Below are 20,097 nucleotides of genomic sequence, written 5' to 3'. Positions count from 1 at the left end.
AGGGCGAAGCCATCCGCAAGTACGACACGATCATCGGGCGCGCCGCACGCGACATCGCGGCGGGCGAACACGTCCACACGCACAACGTCGAGCTGACCGACTACGCACGCGACCCGGGCTTCGGTCTGGATGTGCGCCCGGTCGATTACATCCCAGAGGCGCAGCGCGCTACGTTCAATGGCATCGTCCGCCCCGATGGCCGCGTGGCTACGCGCAACTTCATCGGCATCCTGGCGTCGGTCAACTGCTCGTCGACCGTCATCAAGAACATTGCGGCATGGTTCTCGCCGGAGCGCCTCGCGCTGTTTCCCAATGTGGATGGCGTGGTGGCATTTGCGCAGACGAGCGGCTGCGGGATGTCGTCGCCCTCGGAGCATTTCGATGTGCTGCGCCGCACGCTGGCGGGCTACGCGCGGCATCCGAACCTGGCGGGTGTGCTGATCGTCGGACTGGGCTGCGAGCGCAACCAGGTGGCAGATCTGATGACCAGTCAGGGCCTGAAAACCGGCAACCTGATGCACACGTTGGTGATGCAGGACACCGGCGGCACGCGCGCCACCATCGAGGCGGGCATCGCCGCCATCCAGAAGATGCTGCCGGCGGCCAACGACATCGTTCGCGGCCCGGTATCGGCCAGTCATATCAAGATCGGCCTGGAGTGCGGTGGCTCCGATGGCTTCTCGGGCATTACCGCCAACCCGGCGCTCGGTGCGGCGATGGATTTGCTGGTGCGCCATGGCGGTACGGCCATCCTGTCGGAAACGCCGGAGATCCACGGCGTGGAAACCATGCTCACGCGCCGCGCGGTGTCGCCCGAAGTCGGCCAGAAGCTGCTCGATCGGCTGGCCTGGTGGGAGAACTACACGCGCGGCCACAACGGCCAGTTCAACGGCGTGGTTGGGCCCGGCAACCAGCAGGGCGGTCTGGCCAACATCTTCGAAAAATCACTCGGCTCGGCCATGAAGGGCGGCACCACGCCGCTGCAGGCCGTGTACGAATACGCCGAGCCCATCGACCGCGCGGGCTTTGTCTTCATGGATTCCCCCGGCTACGACCCCGTTGCCGTGACGGGCCAGATTGCCAGCGGCGCCAACCTGATCTGCTTCACCACGGGACGCGGCTCGATGTTCGGCTCGAAACCCGCTCCGACGATCAAGCTCGCCAGCAACACGCCCATGTTCCGCCGGCTTGAAGAAGACATGGACATCAATTGCGGCCGCATTCTCGACGGCGAACGTTCGGTGGAAGAGATGGGTCAGGACATCTTCGAACACATCCTGCGTACCGCCTCGGGCGAGCGCACCAAGAGCGAACTGCTCGGTCTTGGAGACCATGAATTCGTGCCGTGGCACATGGGCATCGTGAGTTAGCGCCTCGACTCGAAGGCACGCATCACCTATTACAAAACAGGAGACAAACCATGCAGGACACGTCACAAGGCGGCCCGCGCTCGAAAGTGCGCTGGGTTGTCGCCGGCCTCATGTGGGCGGCGATTGCCATCAACTACATCGACCGCACCGTGCTGTCGGCCGCCGCGCCGCACATCCAGAAGGAATTCCACCTGAGCGCGGTGGAAATGGGCGTCGTCATGTCGGCGTTCTTCTGGTCGTATGCGCTGCTGCAGTTGCCGGCCGGCATTCTGGCCGACCGCTTCGGGCAAAAGAAGGTGCTCGGGTTTGCGGTGCTGTGGTGGTCTGTTGCGACGGCGTTGACGGGCCTGGCAAACGGTTTCAAGTCGCTGGTGGGCCTGCGTGTGGCGTTGGGCATCGGCGAGGCAGGTGCGTATCCGAGCAGCGCGGGCATCACGGGGCGCTGGTTCCCCAAACAGGAACGCGCCACGGTGGCGGCCATTTTCGATAGCGGCTCAAAGTTGGGGAGCGCCGTCGCCTTGCCCCTTATCGCGTGGCTGTTGGTGATGTTCGATTGGAAGATCACCTTTGCAGTGACAGGCGGGCTGGGCATCGTGTGGGCAGTGGTGTGGTGGGCGGTGTTCAAGGAAACGCCCGAAGCGCACAAAGGCGTGAACGCCGCTGAGTTGGCCCACATCCAACGCGGCCTGCCGCCAGCCCGCAAGGATGAACCCAAGGTGCCCTGGACGAAGCTGCTCACGCACCGGAACATCTGGGCGATGTGCATCGGCTTCTTCATGATCAACTACAACTCGTACTTCTTCATCACGTGGCTGCCGACGTACCTCGTCAAGGAACGCGGCATGGGCCTGATGCAGATGGGCCTCATGGCGTCGCTGCCGCTGTTCGTCTCGATGTTCGTGGAGGTGTTCGCGGGCTGGGCGTCGGACCGCGTGTATGCGTCGGGCAAGCTTTCGCTCACGGCCACGCGCAAGCTGTTCCTTATCATCGGTCTCGTGATGGCGTCGAGCATCGGGCTGGCGGCGTTCGCACAGTCGGCCGTTGTGGCAGTCATCCTGCTGTGCGTCGCGAAGTCTGGCACGACCGTGGCGGCGTCGCAGGTGTGGGCGCTTCCGGCGGATGTGGCGCCGGGCAACAACGTGTCGATGGTGGCGGGCCTGCAGAACAGCGTGTCGAATATGGGAGGCGTGGTCGGCCCGATCGTCACCGGCGCCATCGTGGGTGCCACGGGCTCGTTCATTCCGGCGCTGGTGTTCTCCGCCGCACTGATCGGCCTCGCGATCCTGAATTACCTCTTCCTGCTCGGCAAGGTGGAACCCATCAGCTTCGAGCCCACTCCTGAAACACATCATTCGCATGACCAACGCAATGCAGACGCCCGCGCTTAACCGACCGAACAGTTTCAAGGCCGCGCTGGCCGCCAAGCAACGCCAGATCGGTTTCTGGCTGGCGATGAGCGATCCGTACCTGGCCGAAGTGAGTGCCACGGCCGGCTTCGATTGGCTGCTGATCGACAGCGAGCACGCTCCGAACGACGTGCGCACGATCCTCGCGCAACTGCAGGCCGTGGCGCCGTACCGTGCCGAGCCCATCGTGCGGCCGTACAGCGGCGATCCCGCCCTCATCAAGCGCCTGCTCGACATTGGCGCACGCACGCTGCTGGTGCCGATGGTGGATACGGCGGAACAGGCGCGCGATCTCGTGCGTGCGGTGCGCTACCCGCCGTTCGGCATTCGTGGCGTGGGCAGCGCGGTAGGCCGTGCATCGCGTTGGAGCGCCCGCACCGACTACCTGCAAGTGGCTGATGACGAAGCCTGCTTGCTCGTGCAAGCCGAAACCGTGATCGCCCTGCAGAACCTCGAAGCCATTTGCGCCGTGGATGGCGTGGACGGCGTCTTCATCGGCCCGGCTGATCTGGCCGCGTCGATGGGCCATCGCGGCAATGCCGGCCATCCGGAGGTGCAGGCCGCCATCGACAACGCCATGCGCACGATCATCGCGTCGGGCAAGGCAGCCGGCACGCTCACATCCGACCCCGTGCTCGCACGCCACTACCTCGAACTCGGCTGCACCTTTGTCGCCACCGGCATCGACATCCTCCTGTTCGCCAACGGCGCCCGCAAGCTCGCGCGAGACTTCATCGCGCCGCAAACCGCCTGATCCTTCTTCTCTTTCCAACGGATCTGACATGACCCGCAAGACTTACCGGATCGCCGTGATCCCCGGCGACGGCATTGGCCACGAAGTGATGCCCGAAGGCCTGCGCGTGCTCGAAGCGGCCGCGCGCCGCTTCGGCATCAGCCTCGAGACCCAGCACATCGACTGGGCCAGTTGTGATTACTACCAGCAGCACGGCCAGATGATGCCCGACGACTGGAAGCAGCAACTGCAAGGCATGGACGCCATCCTGTTCGGCGCGGTCGGCTGGCCGGCCACGGTGCCCGATCACATTTCGCTGTGGGGTTCGCTGCTCAAGTTCCGCCGCGAATTCGACCAGTACATCAACCTGCGCCCCGTGCGTTTGTTTGAGGGCGTGCCGTGCCCGCTCGCCAACCGCAAGCCGGGCGACATCGACTACTACGTCGTGCGCGAGAACACCGAAGGCGAATACACATCGCTCGGCGGCATCATGTACGAAGGCACCGACCGCGAAATCGTCATCCAGGAATCGGTCTACTCGCGCAAGGGTGCAGAGCGGCTGCTCAAGTTCGCGTTCGACCTTGCACAGAGCCGCCCGCGCAAGCACGTGACGCTCGCCACCAAGAGCAACGGCATCGCCATCAGCATGCCGTGGTGGGACAAGCGCGCGGATGAAGTCGCGCAAAGCTACCCCGATGTCACGCTCGACAAGCAGCACATCGACATCCTGACCGCACGCTTCGTGCTGCAGCCGGGCCGCTTCGACGTGGTGGCCGCCACCAACCTGTTCGGCGACATCCTGTCCGATCTTGGCCCCGCCACCACCGGCACGATCGGCCTGGCGCCATCGGCCAACCTGAACCCCGATCGCACGTTCCCGTCGCTGTTCGAGCCGGTGCACGGCTCGGCGCCGGACATCTACGGCAAGAACATCGCCAACCCGATCGCGATGATCTGGTCGGGCGCGTTGATGCTGGATTTCCTGACGCAAGGGCAGGGGGCAGGCCGCGCTGCGCACGACGCCATCGTCGCGGCCATCGAAAGCGTCCTGAAAGAAGGCCCGCGCACACCGGACTTGGGCGGCACTGCCAACACCACTCAGGTGGGCGAGGCGATTGCCGCGCACCTCGGTTGAGCGACGAGAAGGAATCGATGATGGCTTTCAGCTTCGACCAACTTCGGCAGACGGGGCTCGTGCGCACCGACAACCTGATCGACGGCCAGTGGGTTGCCGGCACCGACGGCGCACGTTTTGCCGTGACGGACCCGGCCACCGGCAGCCTCATCGCCAACGTGCCCGACAGCAGCGCCGCCGACGCGCGTGCCGCCACCGACGCGGCAGCCCGCGCCTTTCCCGCGTGGCGCGACACGCTGCCTGCCGAGCGCGCTGCCATCTTGCGCCGCTGGCACGCGGCCATCGTTGCCAATGCCGACGCGCTGGGGCGGCTGATTTCTCTGGAGCAGGGCAAGCCGTTTGCCGAAGGGCGCGGCGAGGTCATGTACGGCGCCTCGTACGTCGCCTGGTTTGCCGACGAGGCCACGCGCATCTACGGCGACCTGATCCCGCAGCAGCAGCGCGGCAAGCGCATGAGCGCCGTCAAGGAGCCCGTCGGCATCGTGGCGGCCATCACGCCGTGGAATTTCCCGCTGGCGATGATTGCGCGCAAGATCGCGCCGGCGCTGGCGGCGGGCTGCACCGTGGTCGCCAAGCCGGCGGAAGACACGCCGCTCACGGCGCTCGCGCTGGCGCAGCTTGCGCAGGAGGCCGGGCTGCCGCCGGGCGTGCTGAACATGATCTCGGCCTCGCGTGAGCGCGGCATCGAGGCCGTGGCCGATTGGCTGCACGACAGCCGCGTGCGCAAGATCACCTTCACGGGCTCGACGCCGGTGGGCAAGTATCTGGCGCACGAATCGGCGGGCACGCTAAAGAAGCTGTCGCTGGAGCTGGGCGGCAACGCGCCGTTCATCGTGTTTGACGACGCGGACCTTGATGCGGCCATCACGGGTTTGCTGGCGGCCAAGTTCCGCAACGGCGGCCAGACGTGCGTGTGCCCCAACCGCGTCTACGTGCAGGCCGGCGTGTATGAGCGCTTTGGCGCCATGCTGGCCGAGCGGGTTTCCGCGCTGAAAGTCGCGCCCGCCACCGATCCGGATGCGCAGATCGGCCCGATGATCAACGCCCGCGCCGTCGACAAGATCCAACGCCACGTGCAGGACGCCGTTGCCAACGGTGCGCGCGTGCTGGCCGGTGGCAAGCGCCTGCCGGAAGTTGGCGAACACTTCTATGCGCCCACCGTGCTGGCCGACGCCAACAGCAGCATGGCCCTGTGCGGCGAAGAAACGTTCGGCCCCGTTGCGCCGCTGTTCCGCTTCGTCGATGAAGCCGAAGCCGTGCAGGCCGCCAACGACACGCCGTTTGGGCTCGCCTCGTACTTCTACACGCAGGACATCCGCCGCATCGAGCGTGTATCACGCGCGCTGGAAGCGGGCATCGTCGGCATCAATGAAGGCGCGCTCGCCAGCGAGGCGGCGCCCTTTGGCGGCGTGAAGGAATCGGGCTACGGCCGCGAGGGTTCCAAGTACGGGCTCGACGATTACCTGTCGATCAAGTACCTGTGCCAGGGCGGCCTGAACTAGCGCGCTGAATCCCAGAAGCGTTGTGCACGGAACGGGCGAACATCTACGGTAGGTGTCTCGCCCGTCATCATTTCCGCAATCAATCGCCCGCTAATCGGCCCCAACGTCAGGCCGTGGTGCGCATGGCCGAACGCAAACCACAGGCTTGGATGGTGCGGAGCAGGCCCGATGATCGGCAGCATGTCGGGCGTGCAGGGGCGGGCGCCAAGCCAGGGTTCCGCATCCACACGTTCGGCTAGCGGAAAGAGCTTGCGGGCGATGGGCTCGACGGCGTTGAGCTGCACGGGCGTCTTCGGTGCATCGCGGTGTGCGAGTTCCGCGCCGGTCGTCAGCCGGATGCCGCGCGCCATCGGTGCCAGCACATAACCGCCGTCGGCATCGAGCACGGGATGGTTCAACTGCGCACCGTGCGCGGGCGCGTAGTGCATGTGATACCCGCGCTTGACGGCCAGCGGCAGGCTGTAGCCCAGGCGCGATGTCAGTACATCCGCCCAGGGGCCCATCGCCACGACGACGTTGTCGGCGCGCAGCTCGCCTTCCTTCGTTTGCAGCAGCCACGGCGCGTTGGGCGTCAGCGTGTTGGCATCGGCTTCAAACAGGCGGCCACCGAGTTGCTCGAAATGCTTTGCGTAGGCCGTGACCAGCGCGTTCGGGTCGCTCACGGAATCCGCTTCTGTATAGCGCAGGCCGCCGAGCAGCGATGTGTCCAGATGCGGTTCAACGCTGCGCAGGCGCGCGGGGTCGAGCGCTTCGAACGCGACGCCGTATTCGCGTTGCCAGCGCTCGACGTTGCGCGTTTCCTTGTCTTGCGTGGCGGCATTGCGGAAGACCTTGATCCAGCCGCTGGGGCGGATCAGATGCATGGCACCGGCGGCTTCGGCCAGTGCGCGGTGCTCGCTCACGCTATGTGCGATGAGCGGCGCATACTCACGCGCAATCGCCGCGTGCCGCGTCGGGTGCGAGTTGCGCCAGTATTGCCACAAGAACGGCAGCAGCCGGGGCAGATCGCCTGGGTGGTAATGCACGTCCGCCGACGTGTTGCCCGCATAACGCAACAGCGTCGACAGATCGCGCGGGAACGCATACGGATACACACCCTCGCGCTGGATCAGCCCGGCATTGCCGAACGACGTCTCAAAGCCCGGCGCCCGGCGGTCCACCAGCGCGACGGCACGCCCGCGTTTCTGCAGATGCACCGCCACCGATACGCCGACAATGCCGGCGCCCAGCACAAGGGTGTCAAAGCGCATGGCGGCTGGCTCCTTAACCCTTGGCCAGCGCCGTGACGGCGATCTCCACGTCAATGCCCGGGCGCATCAGGCCCGACTGCACGCAGGCGCGCGTGGGCGCGTGGCCGGCCGGCACCCAGGCCTCCCACGCGGCGTTCAGCTCGGCGAAGTGCTTGGCGTCGGTCAGCCAGATGTTGGCGGAAATCAATCGCGTCTTGTCCACGCCCGCTTCGGCCAGCAACGTATCGATGCGCGCGAGGATGTTGTTGGTCTGCTCGGTGATCGACTTGAAGTCGATGTCGGGCACTTGTCCGGCCAGATGCACGATGCCGTTGGCGATCACGATCTGGCTCATGCGGGCGTTGGTGTGGAAGCGTTGGATGTCGGGCATGTCGGTTCAGTTATGGATTCAAAGAAGCGAAAGGAGGGTCGATGGTAGCGCTCCTGCGCTTCACTTGCGCAGCGCCCGCCCCGCCAGAACCTCCGGCACAGCCTTGCCATCGGCCACGGCCACCGCGCCGTTGACGAGCACCCACCGCACGCCTACAGGCGGCAGCGCCGGCTGTTCATAGCTCGCGCGGTCGGCGTAGGTGGCTGGGTCGAGGATGACCAGATCGGCAAACTTGCCCGCCTGCACGGTGCCGCGGTCTTTGATGCCGAAGATCTCAGCGGTGCGGGCGCTTGTCTGGCGGACGGCGAACGGCAGCGTTATCACGTGCTTGCGCGTGACGTATTCACCGATGCGGCGTGCGAAGGTACCGGCCTCGCGCGGGTGTCCGGCAATGCCGTCGGAGCCGCCCACAACGAAGTCCTGCTTCATGAACGCTTCCAGATCGGCATCGCTCATGTTGAACGACACGATGTTCGTGCCGCCGTGCTGGATCACGCTGATGGCCGCATCGACGGGGCTCACGCCGAGCTTCTTGCCCAGCGCCTCGAGCGACTGCCCGTTGTATTCGGGGTTGGTGGAGATCAGCACCTGCGCCGCCGGCCCGTTGCGCTGTTGCATGGCCTTTTCCATGTCGGCGGCAATGCGCGCGCGCGTGGCGGGGTCTTCCAGCCGCTTGAGCAGCGCGTCGTTGCCGCCGTCGCGTGCCCAGCCCGGCACCAGCGCCGGAATGATGTGCGTGCTCGACGCCGTGTACGGATACTGGCTTGCCGATACGTTCATGCCGTTGCCCTGCGCCTGCCGTATCAGGCTGATGATCTCGGCGCTCTTGCCCCACGAATCCACACCCAGCGCCTTGATGTGCGAGATGTGGATCGGGATGCCCGACTGCTGGCCGATGTCCAGCGCCTCTTTCACCGCGTTGACGAGGCCGGTGCGAAAGTTGCCCTCGTCGCGCAGGTGCGTGTCGTAGATGCCGCCACGCGCGGCCACGGTCTTGGCCAGCGCCACCACCTCGTCGGTCTTGGCGAACACGCCGGGTGTGTACACGAGGCCCGTCGACATGCCGAAGGCACCGTCGCGCATGCCGTCTTCCATCAGGCCCTGCATGGCTTTGAGTTCGTCAGCGGTGGGGGCGCGGTCCACGTCGCCCATCACGCGATGGCGGACTGCGTTGTGACCCACCAGCATCGCCACGTTGGTGCCGATGCGGTTGGCCTCCAGCGCCTTGAGCGTCGGCCCGATGCGATCGAGGTCCGGCCCGTCGGCCTCGAGGACGATGCCGTCGTTGCCGATCACCACCGTCGTCACGCCCTGCAGCAGGTAGGGCAGGTTCTGATGCCGATCTTTGGCGATGAGGTTGTGATAGGCGTGCGTATGCGGATCGATAAAGCCCGGCGCGACCACCAGCCCGCGCGCGTCGAGCACCGTTTTCGCCTGCACGCCCGCGGCGGAAGGCTGCACCAGCACGATGCGGTCATGGCGGATGCCAACGTCGGCCACGAAGGGCGCGCCGCCGCTGCCGTCGACCACGGTGCCGTTGCGGATCAGGATGTCGACCGGTTCAGGCGTCGGCGCGGCTCGGGCTGGACCCGCAAGCACAAGGCTCAGGGTGAGGGCGGACAGCAGGCACTGCGGCAGACGGTGTGGGCGCATATCGGCTTCCTGTGAGTTTGCAGCGAGTGTAAGGAGCCTTGTGGCACACATCACATGCAAATGGTTCGGGCTCGTATGCGCAGCGGACATGCTGACCCTGAATAGCGGACGCGCCCACATTAAGGCGCCGATACAACACTCAGAGATTTCAACATCTGAATTAAGAACAACTAATTGCTCGCAAACCCTTGTCGGCATTGGGTCTGCCCAGACATTAGCAACAATGTGCGGCGGTCCCCACTCCAGAGGGGGGCACCTGCGTTGCCCCGATGACACAATCGCCCAAATTCAGAAATCCATGCTGCGCCACGGCGCGCCGCATGGCGGACCCGGACAAGGAGCTTCATGCAAGGAAGGTGGATTGCGATATCGGCGGCGCGTGCGCGGGCGCACCGGCTTTATGGCGTTCGCGGCTGGCTGGTGACGCTGCTGTGGTTGAGCACGTTGCCGGCGCTGGTGGTGGTTTTGGCGATGGCCATGGTGCTGATGCTGGGCGAGATGGGCGGTGGCGCGGCGCGGCCGGTGCTGGCGCTTGCTGGGCTGGCGTTTCCGTTGGGGCTGGTGGTTGTGGCGTTTTTGCGCGTGCGCTGGTTTCCGTGGGTCTGGCTGGGCTATTGCCTGCTGCAATTGCTGGCCACGCTGGGCATGAGCGGTGGGATCAAGGCGTGGGCCGCGCAGGCATCGGGCGGCACGGCGGCGGGGTTACCGCTCGCGCTGTTGCTGGCGGCGGAGGTGCTGGTGCCGCTCGGGACGCTGGCGTATCTCGCCCGGTCGCGCCGCGTGCGCGTGACGTATCGGCATGAGGTGCGCGCGAACGATCCGGCTGCTGCGCCGGCCGTATTCGACAGGCTCAACCCCAACGAAACGCCAAGCGATGCCACCGACCACGCGCGCGAACGTGCTGCACTGCGCCGTGTGACGCACGAGCTGAGTTCCGGCGTGCTCGACACGCAAACCTGGATGTACGTGATGCGCCATCACGCCGAAGCCACCGATGGCGCGCGCACCACCGCCTATGTGCGGTCGCGCATGGCGGTGCTGTGTCCGCCGGCACATGTGCATCCGCCGCTCGTGCGCACGCTCGCATCCGGTTTGGGTGCGCTGCTGGTGAGCCTGGTCGCAGCGGGTGCGCTGATGGCCGCGGTGATTGTGCTGGCGCTGCGCGTGCCCGGCGATGCCACCGCGCTACTCCAGCTGGTCGTTGCCGTGGCGCTGACGTTGAGCTGGTTGGTGGGGCTTTTTGTGGGCGCGCGCTTCCTGCGCGCCGTTGCCTGAGGCTTACCGCTTGGCCGTTGGCGTTGGCGTTGGCGTTGGCGTGGCGATCACGTGGTTCCAGTCGCCGCCCACCGCCTTGACGAGAAACACGCTCGTCGTCATCTGCTGGCCGAGAATCTGCACCGCCGTGCGCTGGTTGTTCAACAGCGACTGCTGCGCGGTGATCACGTCCAACGAGGTTGCGAGCCCGCCCTCGTAGCGCACGCTGGCAATGTCGTAGACCTTGCGAGCGCTTTCCACGGCATGGCGCGCCTGGGTTGCCGCACGGTCCAGCGATTGCAGCCCGGCCAGTCCATCTTCCACTTCCTGCAACGCTCCCAGCACCGTCTGCCGGTAGTTGGCAATCGCGCCCTGGTAGGCCGCATTGGCAAAGTCCACGCGCGCCCGCGTGCGACCCGCGTCAAACACCGTCTGGGCGATCTGCGTGCCGAACGACCACAGCAGCGTCGGCGCAGAAAACAGCAGCGCCAGATCGCGGCTTTCCCAACCGGCGCCGCCGTTGAGCATCACGCTCGGGAAGAAGGCAGCGCGCGCCACGCCCACTTGCGCGTTGGCAGCAGCGGCGCCGCGCTCTGCTGCGGCCACGTCGGGGCGGCGTTCGATCACGTCGGACGGCAGCGCCACCGGAATTTGCGGTGCCGCGCCCTTGAGCGGAATCGGATCGATGTGGAAGGCGGGTGCGGGTGTGCCGACCAGCGTAGCGAGCGCGTGTTCGTACTGCGCGCGTTGCTTGGTCAGCAGTTCGGCCTGCGTGGCCGTGCTGTCGACCAGCGCCTGCTGCTGTGCCAGATCGAGCCCCGACGCAACGCCGTCCTGATGTCGTGAGGTGACGAAATCGAGCGCCTTGCGCTGCAGTGCGAGCCCTTCCTGCACCACGGCGATTTCCGCGTCGGTCTCGCGCAGGTTGTACCAGGTGGTGGCAACCTGCGCGGCAAGCAGCAGGCGGAAGTTCTCGACATTGGCGCCGGCCTGCGCTTCGCTCGCGGCGGCGTTGGCGACGGTGTTACGCACGCGGCCGAACAGGTCGGCTTCGTAACTGACGTCGGCGCGCACTACGAAATCGCTCTGCACCGTCGACATCGTCGGGCTTGTGTACGACGAGAGCGGCCGTTCCGAGGATGTGCGCGACCGCGTGTCGTTGTTGGCGGCTGTGATGGTCGGCAGCAGGCTGGCACGGGCCACGCGCGTCTGCGCCTGTGCCTGCTCCAGGTTCGACAGTGCCACCTTGAGGGATTGGTTTTCCTGCAGCGCCTGCGTGATCAGCTTGTCGAGCTGCGGATCGTTGAAGCGCTGCCACCACGGGCCTTTGGGTGCTGCATCGGCAGGTTGGGCGGCGCGCCAGGGCGCTTCGGTCTGCCAGTGCGCGGGCATGTCCATGGCCGGGCGCTCGTAGGTCGGCGCGAGCGAGCAACCGGCCAGCGAGACGATCAGCGAAGCCGCCAGCGCAGGGGTTCGCAACCGCGTCATGATGCGTGCGGCGCGGAAGCCGCCGGTGCCGATGCGGGGGCCGGGGCCGGTGTGACGATGGTCACCACTTCGCCTTGCTCGATGGAATCGGCCGGGTTGAGGATCAGCGCGTCGTTTGGCTTGAGGCCCGAGACGATCTCTACCGTGCGGCCGTAGTCGCGGCCAATTGTGACCGGGCGCAGCTCGACGCGGCCGTTGTCTGCGACGGCGATGCGTGGGCCTTCCTTGCGGAAGAGCAGCGTGTTGGTCGGCACCAGATAGGCCCCCTGCGCGTTGGCACCCGCATCGTCGCCGGACGTTTTGCCCTTGATGGCGACTTGCACATACGCGCCCGGCAGCAGGTGGCCGTCCTTGTTGGGCAACTGCACTTCCACCTGCATGGTGCGCGTGGTGGCGTCGATGGCGCCGGAGGCGCGCGCGATGGTGCCGTGGAAGGTTTGGCCGGGCAGCTCTGCGAGCGTGACGGCCACATCCTGCCCAACCTTCACCTGCTGCGAATACGCCTGCGGCACATATAGGTAGATGCGCAGCGGATCGGTCTGCGCCAGGGTGAACAGCTCGCGGTTGGCGCCCGCATTGCCGGCGTTGACGAGCGCGCCGACATCGACATTGCGCTTGGTCACCACGCCCGCAAACGGGGCCACTACCCGGCGGAAGCCTTGCAGTTCCTGCAGGCGGCGCACATTGGCTTCGGCAGCGGCCAGGTCGGCCTGGGCCTGATTGGCAGCGCTGGTGCGCTCGTCCAGTTCCTGCTGAGAGACGGCATCTTTCTGGCGCAGGTTCTGCCAGCGCGTAAGCGAGGTCTGCGCCAGCGCCTTGCGTGCGGCGGCCTGGTTGCGTGTGGCTTGCGCCTGGTTCAGTTCCTGGTCGATTTCCGGGGTGTCGAGCAGCGCCAGCACTTCGCCCTTGTCGACGTGGGCGCCGATGTCCTTGAACCAGCGCAGCACGTAGCCGCTGGTGCGCGCATAGATGGGCGATTCAACGTAGCCCTGCAGCGTGCCCGGCAGCGTCAGCTCGCGGTTGGCGCTGGCCGGTTTGGGAGCGGTGGTGGTGACGTAGCGGCTGGTCTGCGCACTCACCTGGCGCTCCAGCGCGTGCGCGTTGTAGTAGCGGCCCACCAGCGTGCGCGCGGCGCCCAGCGCCAACAGCACCGCCACCACAATCACGACCCAGCGTGCGCGCCGCATGGCGGGGCCGCGGTCCACCTGTTCGATCGGGTCGACCGTGACGACGTGGTGCGGCGGGCCGTCCGCGAGGTGCCCAGAATGCGGCCCCGAATGCGCCCCGGAATGGGCACTGGATGTTTGCTCAGACATGTCCTTCGCTTCCCCGCAAATCGTGACTCCGCCGTGCGGCGCGCCGCTGCAATCTGTTGTGCACGCTGGCAAACACCACCGGAACAAAGAAGAGGGTCGAGACGGTTGCAAACAGCAGACCGCCGATCACCGCGCGCCCCAGCGGCGCGTTCTGTTCTGCGCCCTCGCCAAGGCCCAACGCCATCGGCACCATGCCGATGATCATCGCCAGCGCCGTCATCAGCACCGGGCGCAGGCGGGTGGCGCCGGCTTCCAGCGCGGCCTGCACCGGCGCGATGCCTTCGGCCAGGCGCTCCCGGGCAAACGAGATCAACAGAATCGAGTTGGCCGTTGCCACGCCCATCGTCATGATCGCCCCCGTGAGCGACGGCACCGACAGCGTCGTTCCTGTCACGAACAGCATCCACGCAATACCTGCCAGCGCCGCCGGCAGGGCCGTGACGATGACGAGCGGGTCGATCCACGACTGGAAGTTCACGACGATCAACAGGTACACCAGCACGATCGCCATCACCAGTCCAACGCCCAGGCCGACGAACGACGATTCCATCGTCTTCACCTGACCGCGCACCGTGACCTGCGCGCCGCGCGGCAGCTTCGGGCGGATGTCGTCGACGGCTTTCTGCACTTCCTTGGCGACGGCGCCCAGGTCGCGGCCCTGCACGGCGGCGTACACGTCCACCACGGGGGTGATGTCGTAATGCGAGACCACCTGGGGTTGCACCCCGGGGCTGACCTGCACGAGGTTGCCCAGCAACTGCGGCCCCCCTGCCTGTGCCGCGCCACCACGTGAGCCCGCCACCGGGGTGCGCAGTAGCGCGTCGAGGGAGTCGACGCGGTATTGCGGGCTTGTAACGGCCACCTGGTACACCACACCGTTGATCGGGTTCAGCCAGAACGTGGGTGAAGTCTGGAAGCTGGAGCTGAGCGACACCAGCAGGTTCTGCGCCACGTCGCGGCCTTCGAGCCCGACCTGCTGGAGGCGCGTGCGGTCCATGTTCAAGGCCAGCGTGGGCTGGTCGAAGCGCTGGTGTACGTGTGTATCCACGGCGCCCGGTATTTGCTTGATGCGGTTGGCCAGCATGCCCGCGAGCTGCTTGTTGGTGGCCACGTCGGCGCCTGAGAACTGCACGTCGATGGCCGACGGCAGGCCGAAGTTCAGGATCTGGCTGACGATGTCTGCGGGCTGGAAGGCGAATTCCACGCCGGGGAACCGCTTCGGCAGTTCTTCGCGCAGGCGCCGGATGTATTCGGCGCTGGGTTTGCGCTCGCCCTCGTGCAGGGCGATGAGGATTTCGCCGTCCAGCGTGCCGATGGTGCCGGCGTTGCTGTACGACAGGTTGATACCCGAGTTCGGAACACCGAGGTTGTCGAGAATCGTCGACAACTCGTTCTTGGGAATGATCTGCCGGATGGCCGTCTCCACCTCGTCGGCCAGGCGTGCCGTCTCTTCAATGCGCATGCCCGACGGTGCACGCATGTGCAGACGGATCTGGCCCGCATCCACATCGGGGAAGAAGTCTCGGCCGAGCACCAGGAACAGCGCGCACGACGCCACGCAGAAGCCCAGGAACGACAGTGCAAACACGCGGCGGCGCTCCAGCAACCCGCCCAGGACGGCGGCGTAGTTGCCGCGCATGTGCTCGAACTGGCGATTGAATGCTTCGTAGATGCGGCCGAATGTGGTCAAACGTGGGCCAGGCTTCTTTGCGTCGTCGGTGTGGCCGGTCATGAGCATCATCACCAGCGTCGGCACGAGCGTGCGCGAGAGCACATACGACGCCAGCATGGCGAAGATCACCGCTTCGGCCATCGGCACGAACAAATAACGCGCCACGCCAGTGAGGAAGAACATCGGCACGAACACGATGCAGATGCAGAGGGTCGACACGAAGGCCGGCACGGCAATCTCGGCCGCGCCGTCCAGGATGGCGGTGACGGGCGCCTTGCCTTCGTGCAGATGGCGCTCGATGTTCTCGATGGTGACGGTGGCGTCGTCCACCAGAATCCCGACCGCGAGCGCCAGCCCACCGAGCGTCATCAGGTTGATGGTCTCGCCCAGCAGATGCAGCACGATGATCGACGAGAGGATCGACAGCGGAATCGACACCGCAATGATGGCCGTGCTGCGCCAGTTGCCGAGGAACAGCAGGATCATGGCGGCGGTCAGGCACGCGGCGATGATCGCCTCGCGGATCACGCCTTCAATGGCCGCTTTCACGAACAGCGACTGGTCGAACAGCGGCGTGATCTTCAAGTCTTGCGGCAGGGCAGCGGCCGCGGCCGGCAGGAGCTTGTGGATGTTGTTGACGATATCGAGCGTCGACGCGCCGCCATTCTTCAGGATGGACAGCAGCACACCGCGCTGGCCGTCCTGGCGCACCACGTTGGTCTGCGGCGAGAAGCCGTCGCGCACATGGGCCACATCGCCCAGGTAGAGCGTGGCGCCGTTGCTGGTCTTGACCGGAATCGCGTTGAGCGCGGCAATGCTGCCCGGCGTGCCGTTGAGCGTGACGCCGTATTCGGTGGCGTCGATCTTTTGCGTGCCGGCGGGCAGGATCAGGTTCTGCGCGCCCACCGCGTTGACGATGTCGACGGGCGTCAGGCCCTGCGCCAACAGTTTCTGCGTATCGAGATCGACCGTGATCTGCCGGCTCTTGCCGCCATACGGGAACGGCACGGCGATGCCGGGCACCGTGATCAGGCGCGGGCGCAGGAAGTTCACCGCCGCATCATTGAGTTCCTGCTCCGACAGCGTGTTGCTCGACAGCCCCAGTTGCAGGATCGGAATGCTTGACGCTGAATACTTGATCACCAGCGGCGGCGTCGTGCCCGGCGGCAACTGCCGCACCTGCGCCTGCGTGCTCGCCACGATCTGCGCGAGTGCGGTCTGGATGTTGGCGTTGGGCTGGAAGAAGACCTTGATGATCGACACGCCGCCCAACGATTGCGACTCGATATGCTCGATGTCGTTGACGGTGGTGGTCAGGCTGCGCTCCGTGACAGACACGATGCGGTCGGCCATCTCCTTGGCTGGCAGGCCGTTGTAGTTCCAGATGATGCTGGCGACCGGAATGTCGATTTCCGGAAAGATGTCCGTTGGCGTACGCATGAGCGTAAACGGCGTCGCCAGCAGGATCAGCAAGGCGAGGACGATGAACGTCAGCGGCCTTCGCAGCGCGAGTTGGACAATCCACATGGAGGCGTTTCAGAACCGCGGTGCGTTGATTGGGGGACGAAGACCGCTCGAACGGCGGTGACCAGTCATTCTATCGCCGAGGGGTGCCGATCAGAATGTTCCTATGATCAGACTTTATTACATTGCATAACGGCGGCTGCCAGGGCAACTGAAGGGCGGCGCCAATCGACGCCGAAAGTGCCTTACGAGAAGGCGGGGCGCAGTCGGAGGCGGCCCGACGGGGGGCGCGATTCAGCGACGGGGGCGGAACCGCGGGTCAAGACCATGGACACTGGGCGGCCCCGGAGGTGGCGGATTGATTTGGCGTTATGCGGCGGGATGTGTTCCCTCACCCGTTGACGATTTCGCCCCCGTTCGGATGCAGCGTCTGCCCCGTCATGTAGCTCGCATCGGCCGACGCGAGAAAGATGTAGCACGGTGCCACTTCATCCGGCTGGCCGGCCCGGCCCAGAGGCTCCTTGCTGCCGAATTTGGCGACGTGCTCGGCGTCGAAGGTGGACGGAATCAGCGGCGTCCAGATCGGCCCGGGCGCCACGGCGTTCACCAGGATGCCCTGCTCCGCCAGTTGCTGCGCGAGCGAGCGCGTGAACGCCACGATAGCGCCCTTGGTGGCGGCGTAGTCCACCAGGTGCCCGCTGCCGCGAAACGCCGTGACCGACGTGGTCGTGATAATGCGTGCGCCTGCATGCAGGTGCGGCAGCGCGGCACGGATCAGATAGAACATCGCAAAGACGTTGGTGCGGAACGTACGTTCCAGTTGCGCCGCATCGATGTCGGCCAGGCTTTGCTGCGGGTGCTGTTCTGCCGCATTGCTCACCACGATGTCGATCTTTCCAAAGGTGGCGACCGCCTGCGTGACGACCGCGCGGGCGTGTGCTTCGTCGCCCAGGTCGCCGGCAATGGCTTCGCAGCGGCGGCCGGTCGCGCGTACGAGGCGGCAGGTCTGGTTGGCGTCGTCGTGTTCGTCCAGGTAGGCGATCAGCACGTCGGCGCCTTCCTTGGCGAAGCCGATGGCGACGGCACGGCCGATGCCGCTGTCGCCGCCGGTGACGATGGCCACCTTGTCTGTGAGCTTGCTGCCGCCGACGTAATTTTCCATCTCGGCTTGCGGGCGCGGCGTCATCTCGCTCTCCGTGCCGGGCTGGCGGTGCTGATGCTGTGGCGGTTGCTGTTGGGGTTGGTCGGGCATGGCGGGCTCCCTATAAAAAAGAGTGGATACCCCGGCTTTCAGCACGCGGTATGCCATTGCGCTCGAACGTAGCGTGAGGTGGAGTCTTGGCCGCATGCACTGCGGCACGCCGCTTGCTCTCCTGGTGGAACAGACTCCACATCGACGACGGGAGGCGCCATGGACACGCTGCTGTTCCTGTTTGGCGAAGGCAAGGATCTCAACCCGCTGCAAACCGCGATGCGCGCGGTGGTGGTGTTCGCCATCGGCCTGGCGCTGGTGCGCTTATCCGGCCGGCGCTCGTTTGGGCAGCGCGCGCCGTTCGATTTCGTTGTCGCCGTGTTGCTTGGGGCAACGCTGAGCCGCGCGATCGTCGGGGCGTCGCCGTTTGTGGCCACGGTGTCGGCGTCGCTCGCCCTGGTAGCGGTGCACCGTCTGCTGGGTTGGGCGTGCGTGCGGCTGCCCAAGCTCGATCGGCTCATCGCGGGCCGCGAACGCGAGGTCTATCGCGAAGGGCGCTTCGACCAGGGCCAGATGGATGCGGCGCTCATCACTGTGGGCGATGTGCAAGAAAGCGCGCGCCAGACCTTGGGCTCACGCACGCTCGACGATGTGGAGGCCGCCATCCTGGAGCGCAACGGACAGGTCAGCCTGATCCGCAAGCGCCGCTGATTTTGCACACCCGCACACGCACACCGGAGCCGACCATGCGAGACAAGCAACACAAGGAAAACCGAGACGCAGAACAACGTCAGGCCGATTGGGAACAGGCCGATTCGCACCGCAAACCGGGCGACCGGCCGGCCAATGCGGAAGTGGGCCGCACCGGCAGCACCGCACCCAAACCGCAGAGCCGGCACGACACGCTGCGCCGCATGCGTCAGAGGGGGGGGCCGCCGGGCATCACGCGAGACAGGCTGCTCGACCCCGGCGAGCAGATGCCAGACGCACCGCCCACCGACAACCGCAGCTAAGCCCAGCGTGCCCGCTGCAAACGACACCCCGTGGTACCGCCGGCTGGGGCCCGGCTTCATCACCGGTGCGGCGGATGACGACCCGAGCGGCATCGCCACGTATGCACAGGCCGGGGCACAGGTCGGCACGGCCATGCTCTGGACGCTGTTGCTCACGCTGCCCCTGATGATCGCCATCCAGCTCGTCAGTGCTCGGCTGGGGCGGGTGTCTGGGCAGGGCGTGGTCGCCAACATTCGGCGGCATCATTCGCCGTGGCTGGCGTATGCGTTCGTGGCGCTCGTCACGGTGGCCAACGTCATCAACGTGGGTGCGGACATTGCGGCCATGGGCGACAGCGTGCGGCTGCTCGTGGGCGGCGCCACGGCGTGGTACGCCTGCCTGTTTGCGGTGGTGACGCTCGTGCTGCAAATCTGGATGCCGTATCGGCGGTATGCGCGCTATCTGCAATGGATTGCGTTGTCGCTGCTCGCGTACGTTGCCACGGCGTTTGTCGTGCAGGTCGACTGGGCGCGTGCACTGCACGACACCGTGGTGCCGCGGATGCGGTGGTCCAAGGACTATGCAATGACGCTTATCGCGGTGTTCGGCACCACCATCAGCCCGTATCTGTTTGTCTGGCAAGCCGCGGGCGAGGTCGAAGAAACACGGCTGGCCGAAGACGAAGCACCCCTCAAGAAAGCGCCGTGGCAGGCGAAGGACCAGCTCGCACGCATCCGCATCGACACCACGGTCGGGATGGCGGTGTCGGCGCTTATCGCCTTCTGCATCATGCTGACGGCCGCCTATGCGCTGCACACACACGGCATCACGCAAATCGAAACCTGTGCGCAGGCCGCCGAAGCGCTCAAGCCGGTGGCCGGCCGCTTTGCGCAGATGTTGTTTGCGGTGGGGGTGATCGGCACGGGGCTGCTGGCGGTGCCGGTGCTGGCGGGGTCTGCCGCCTATGCCGCAGCGGAGGCCTTCAAGTGGCATAGCAGCCTGGAAGCCAAGGTGCACCACGCGCCCAAGTTCTACCTCTTCCTGACACTGGTGATGGCCGCAGCCATGGTGATGGTGTTCCTGCCCATCGAGCCCTTCAAGTTGCTGTATTGGGCCGCCGTGCTCAACGGCGTGGCCGCCACGCCGGTCATGGTGATGCTGCAGTTGATGTCGCGCCGCAAGGCGGTGATGGGGCCGTTTCGCAGCTCGCCGCTGTTGCATGGCACAGCCTGGGTGGCGACGCTGTGCATGTGCGCCAGCACGCTGCTGTTCTTCGTGCTGGCGGTGCGAGGTTCCTGA

16 protein-coding genes are annotated in these 20,097 nt (G+C 66.0%); 9 read left to right on the top strand and 7 right to left on the bottom strand.

Translation table 11 applies throughout. The features are described from left to right. The 5 genes from BEK68_RS06455 to BEK68_RS06435 all read left to right on the top strand — a co-directional run. Positions 1-1,370: UxaA family hydrolase (locus BEK68_RS06455; RefSeq protein WP_065851640.1), on the top strand; the 1,370-nt coding region annotated here is incomplete at its 5' end. Positions 1,371-1,420: 50 nt separating this feature from the next. After that, positions 1,421-2,758, top strand: coding sequence for an MFS transporter (locus BEK68_RS06450; RefSeq protein WP_024974380.1), 1,338 nt, complete (start codon positions 1,421-1,423; stop codon positions 2,756-2,758). Next, on the top strand, positions 2,727-3,530 hold the full coding sequence (gene hpaI, locus BEK68_RS06445; RefSeq protein ID WP_004632569.1) for a 4-hydroxy-2-oxoheptanedioate aldolase: 804 nt from the start codon (positions 2,727-2,729) through the stop codon (positions 3,528-3,530). Before BEK68_RS06450 ends, hpaI begins: the two co-directional genes overlap by 32 nt. Before the next feature lie 28 nt (positions 3,531-3,558). Continuing rightward, positions 3,559-4,644, top strand: a complete 1,086-nt coding sequence (locus BEK68_RS06440) for a tartrate dehydrogenase (RefSeq protein WP_065851638.1) — start codon at positions 3,559-3,561, stop codon at positions 4,642-4,644. Between the two features lie 20 nt (positions 4,645-4,664). Further along, positions 4,665-6,146, top strand: a complete 1,482-nt coding sequence (locus BEK68_RS06435; protein WP_065851645.1) for an NAD-dependent succinate-semialdehyde dehydrogenase — start codon at positions 4,665-4,667, stop codon at positions 6,144-6,146. Here the strand turns inward: BEK68_RS06435 and BEK68_RS06430 are convergent. Genes BEK68_RS06430 through BEK68_RS06420 form a run of 3 tightly spaced genes read right to left on the bottom strand, consistent with a single transcriptional unit; the run spans position 6,143 to position 9,419 of the window. After that, on the bottom strand, positions 6,143-7,396 hold the full coding sequence (locus tag BEK68_RS06430; RefSeq protein WP_065851636.1) for an NAD(P)/FAD-dependent oxidoreductase: 1,254 nt from the start codon (positions 7,394-7,396) through the stop codon (positions 6,143-6,145). The genes BEK68_RS06435 and BEK68_RS06430 overlap by 4 nt on opposite strands. 13 nt (positions 7,397-7,409) lie before the next feature. Beyond that, positions 7,410-7,766, bottom strand: coding sequence for a RidA family protein (locus BEK68_RS06425; RefSeq protein ID WP_024974375.1), 357 nt, complete (start codon positions 7,764-7,766; stop codon positions 7,410-7,412). Positions 7,767-7,826: 60 nt separating this feature from the next. Continuing rightward, positions 7,827-9,419 carry an N-acyl-D-amino-acid deacylase family protein gene (locus BEK68_RS06420; RefSeq protein ID WP_065851634.1) on the bottom strand — a complete coding sequence of 531 codons (1,593 nt, stop codon included), beginning with the start codon at positions 9,417-9,419 and terminating at the stop codon, positions 7,827-7,829. Between the two features lie 345 nt (positions 9,420-9,764). On the opposite strand from BEK68_RS06420, the gene BEK68_RS06415 reads away from it, so the two are divergent. Beyond that, positions 9,765-10,694, top strand: coding sequence for a hypothetical protein (locus tag BEK68_RS06415; RefSeq protein WP_065851632.1), 930 nt, complete (start codon positions 9,765-9,767; stop codon positions 10,692-10,694). Positions 10,695-10,697: 3 nt separating this feature from the next. Here the strand turns inward: BEK68_RS06415 and BEK68_RS06410 are convergent, their stop codons facing one another. The 4 genes from BEK68_RS06410 to BEK68_RS06395 all read right to left on the bottom strand — a co-directional run bounded on the left by BEK68_RS06410 (position 10,698) and on the right by BEK68_RS06395 (position 17,865). Further along, positions 10,698-12,161: an efflux transporter outer membrane subunit gene (locus BEK68_RS06410; protein ID WP_065851630.1), complete on the bottom strand. Its 1,464-nt coding sequence runs from the start codon at positions 12,159-12,161 to the stop codon at positions 10,698-10,700. Then, entirely contained in the window at positions 12,158-13,477 is a 1,320-nt protein-coding gene (locus BEK68_RS06405) for an efflux RND transporter periplasmic adaptor subunit (protein WP_065851628.1), read from the bottom strand. The genes BEK68_RS06410 and BEK68_RS06405 overlap by 4 nt, the downstream gene beginning before the upstream one ends. Further along, the gene (locus BEK68_RS06400; protein ID WP_065851625.1) at positions 13,470-16,676 is read right to left on the bottom strand and encodes an efflux RND transporter permease subunit; all 3,207 of its coding nucleotides are present in this window, start codon (positions 16,674-16,676) and stop codon (positions 13,470-13,472) included. The genes BEK68_RS06405 and BEK68_RS06400 overlap by 8 nt, the downstream gene beginning before the upstream one ends. A gap of 328 nt (positions 16,677-17,004) precedes the next feature. Next, positions 17,005-17,865 carry an SDR family oxidoreductase gene (locus BEK68_RS06395; RefSeq protein ID WP_065851623.1) on the bottom strand — a complete coding sequence of 287 codons (861 nt, stop codon included), beginning with the start codon at positions 17,863-17,865 and terminating at the stop codon, positions 17,005-17,007. Between the two features lie 159 nt (positions 17,866-18,024). On the opposite strand from BEK68_RS06395, the gene BEK68_RS06390 reads away from it, so the two are divergent. The 3 genes from BEK68_RS06390 to BEK68_RS06380 are packed head-to-tail and all read left to right on the top strand — an operon-like array spanning position 18,025 to position 20,097. Beyond that, positions 18,025-18,516 (top strand): DUF421 domain-containing protein, encoded by a 492-nt coding sequence (locus BEK68_RS06390; RefSeq protein ID WP_004632591.1) that lies wholly within the window; start codon positions 18,025-18,027, stop codon positions 18,514-18,516. 35 nt (positions 18,517-18,551) lie between these two features. Then, positions 18,552-18,818: a hypothetical protein gene (locus tag BEK68_RS06385; RefSeq protein ID WP_065851621.1), complete on the top strand. Its 267-nt coding sequence runs from the start codon at positions 18,552-18,554 to the stop codon at positions 18,816-18,818. 7 nt (positions 18,819-18,825) lie between these two features. After that, positions 18,826-20,097 carry an Nramp family divalent metal transporter gene (locus tag BEK68_RS06380; protein WP_065851619.1) on the top strand — a complete coding sequence of 424 codons (1,272 nt, stop codon included), beginning with the start codon at positions 18,826-18,828 and terminating at the stop codon, positions 20,095-20,097.

This window comes from Ralstonia pickettii, from assembly GCF_001699815.1.
Lineage (GTDB): Bacteria > Pseudomonadota > Gammaproteobacteria > Burkholderiales > Burkholderiaceae > Ralstonia > Ralstonia thomasii.
This window is presented reverse-complemented; position numbering and strand designations above follow the sequence as displayed.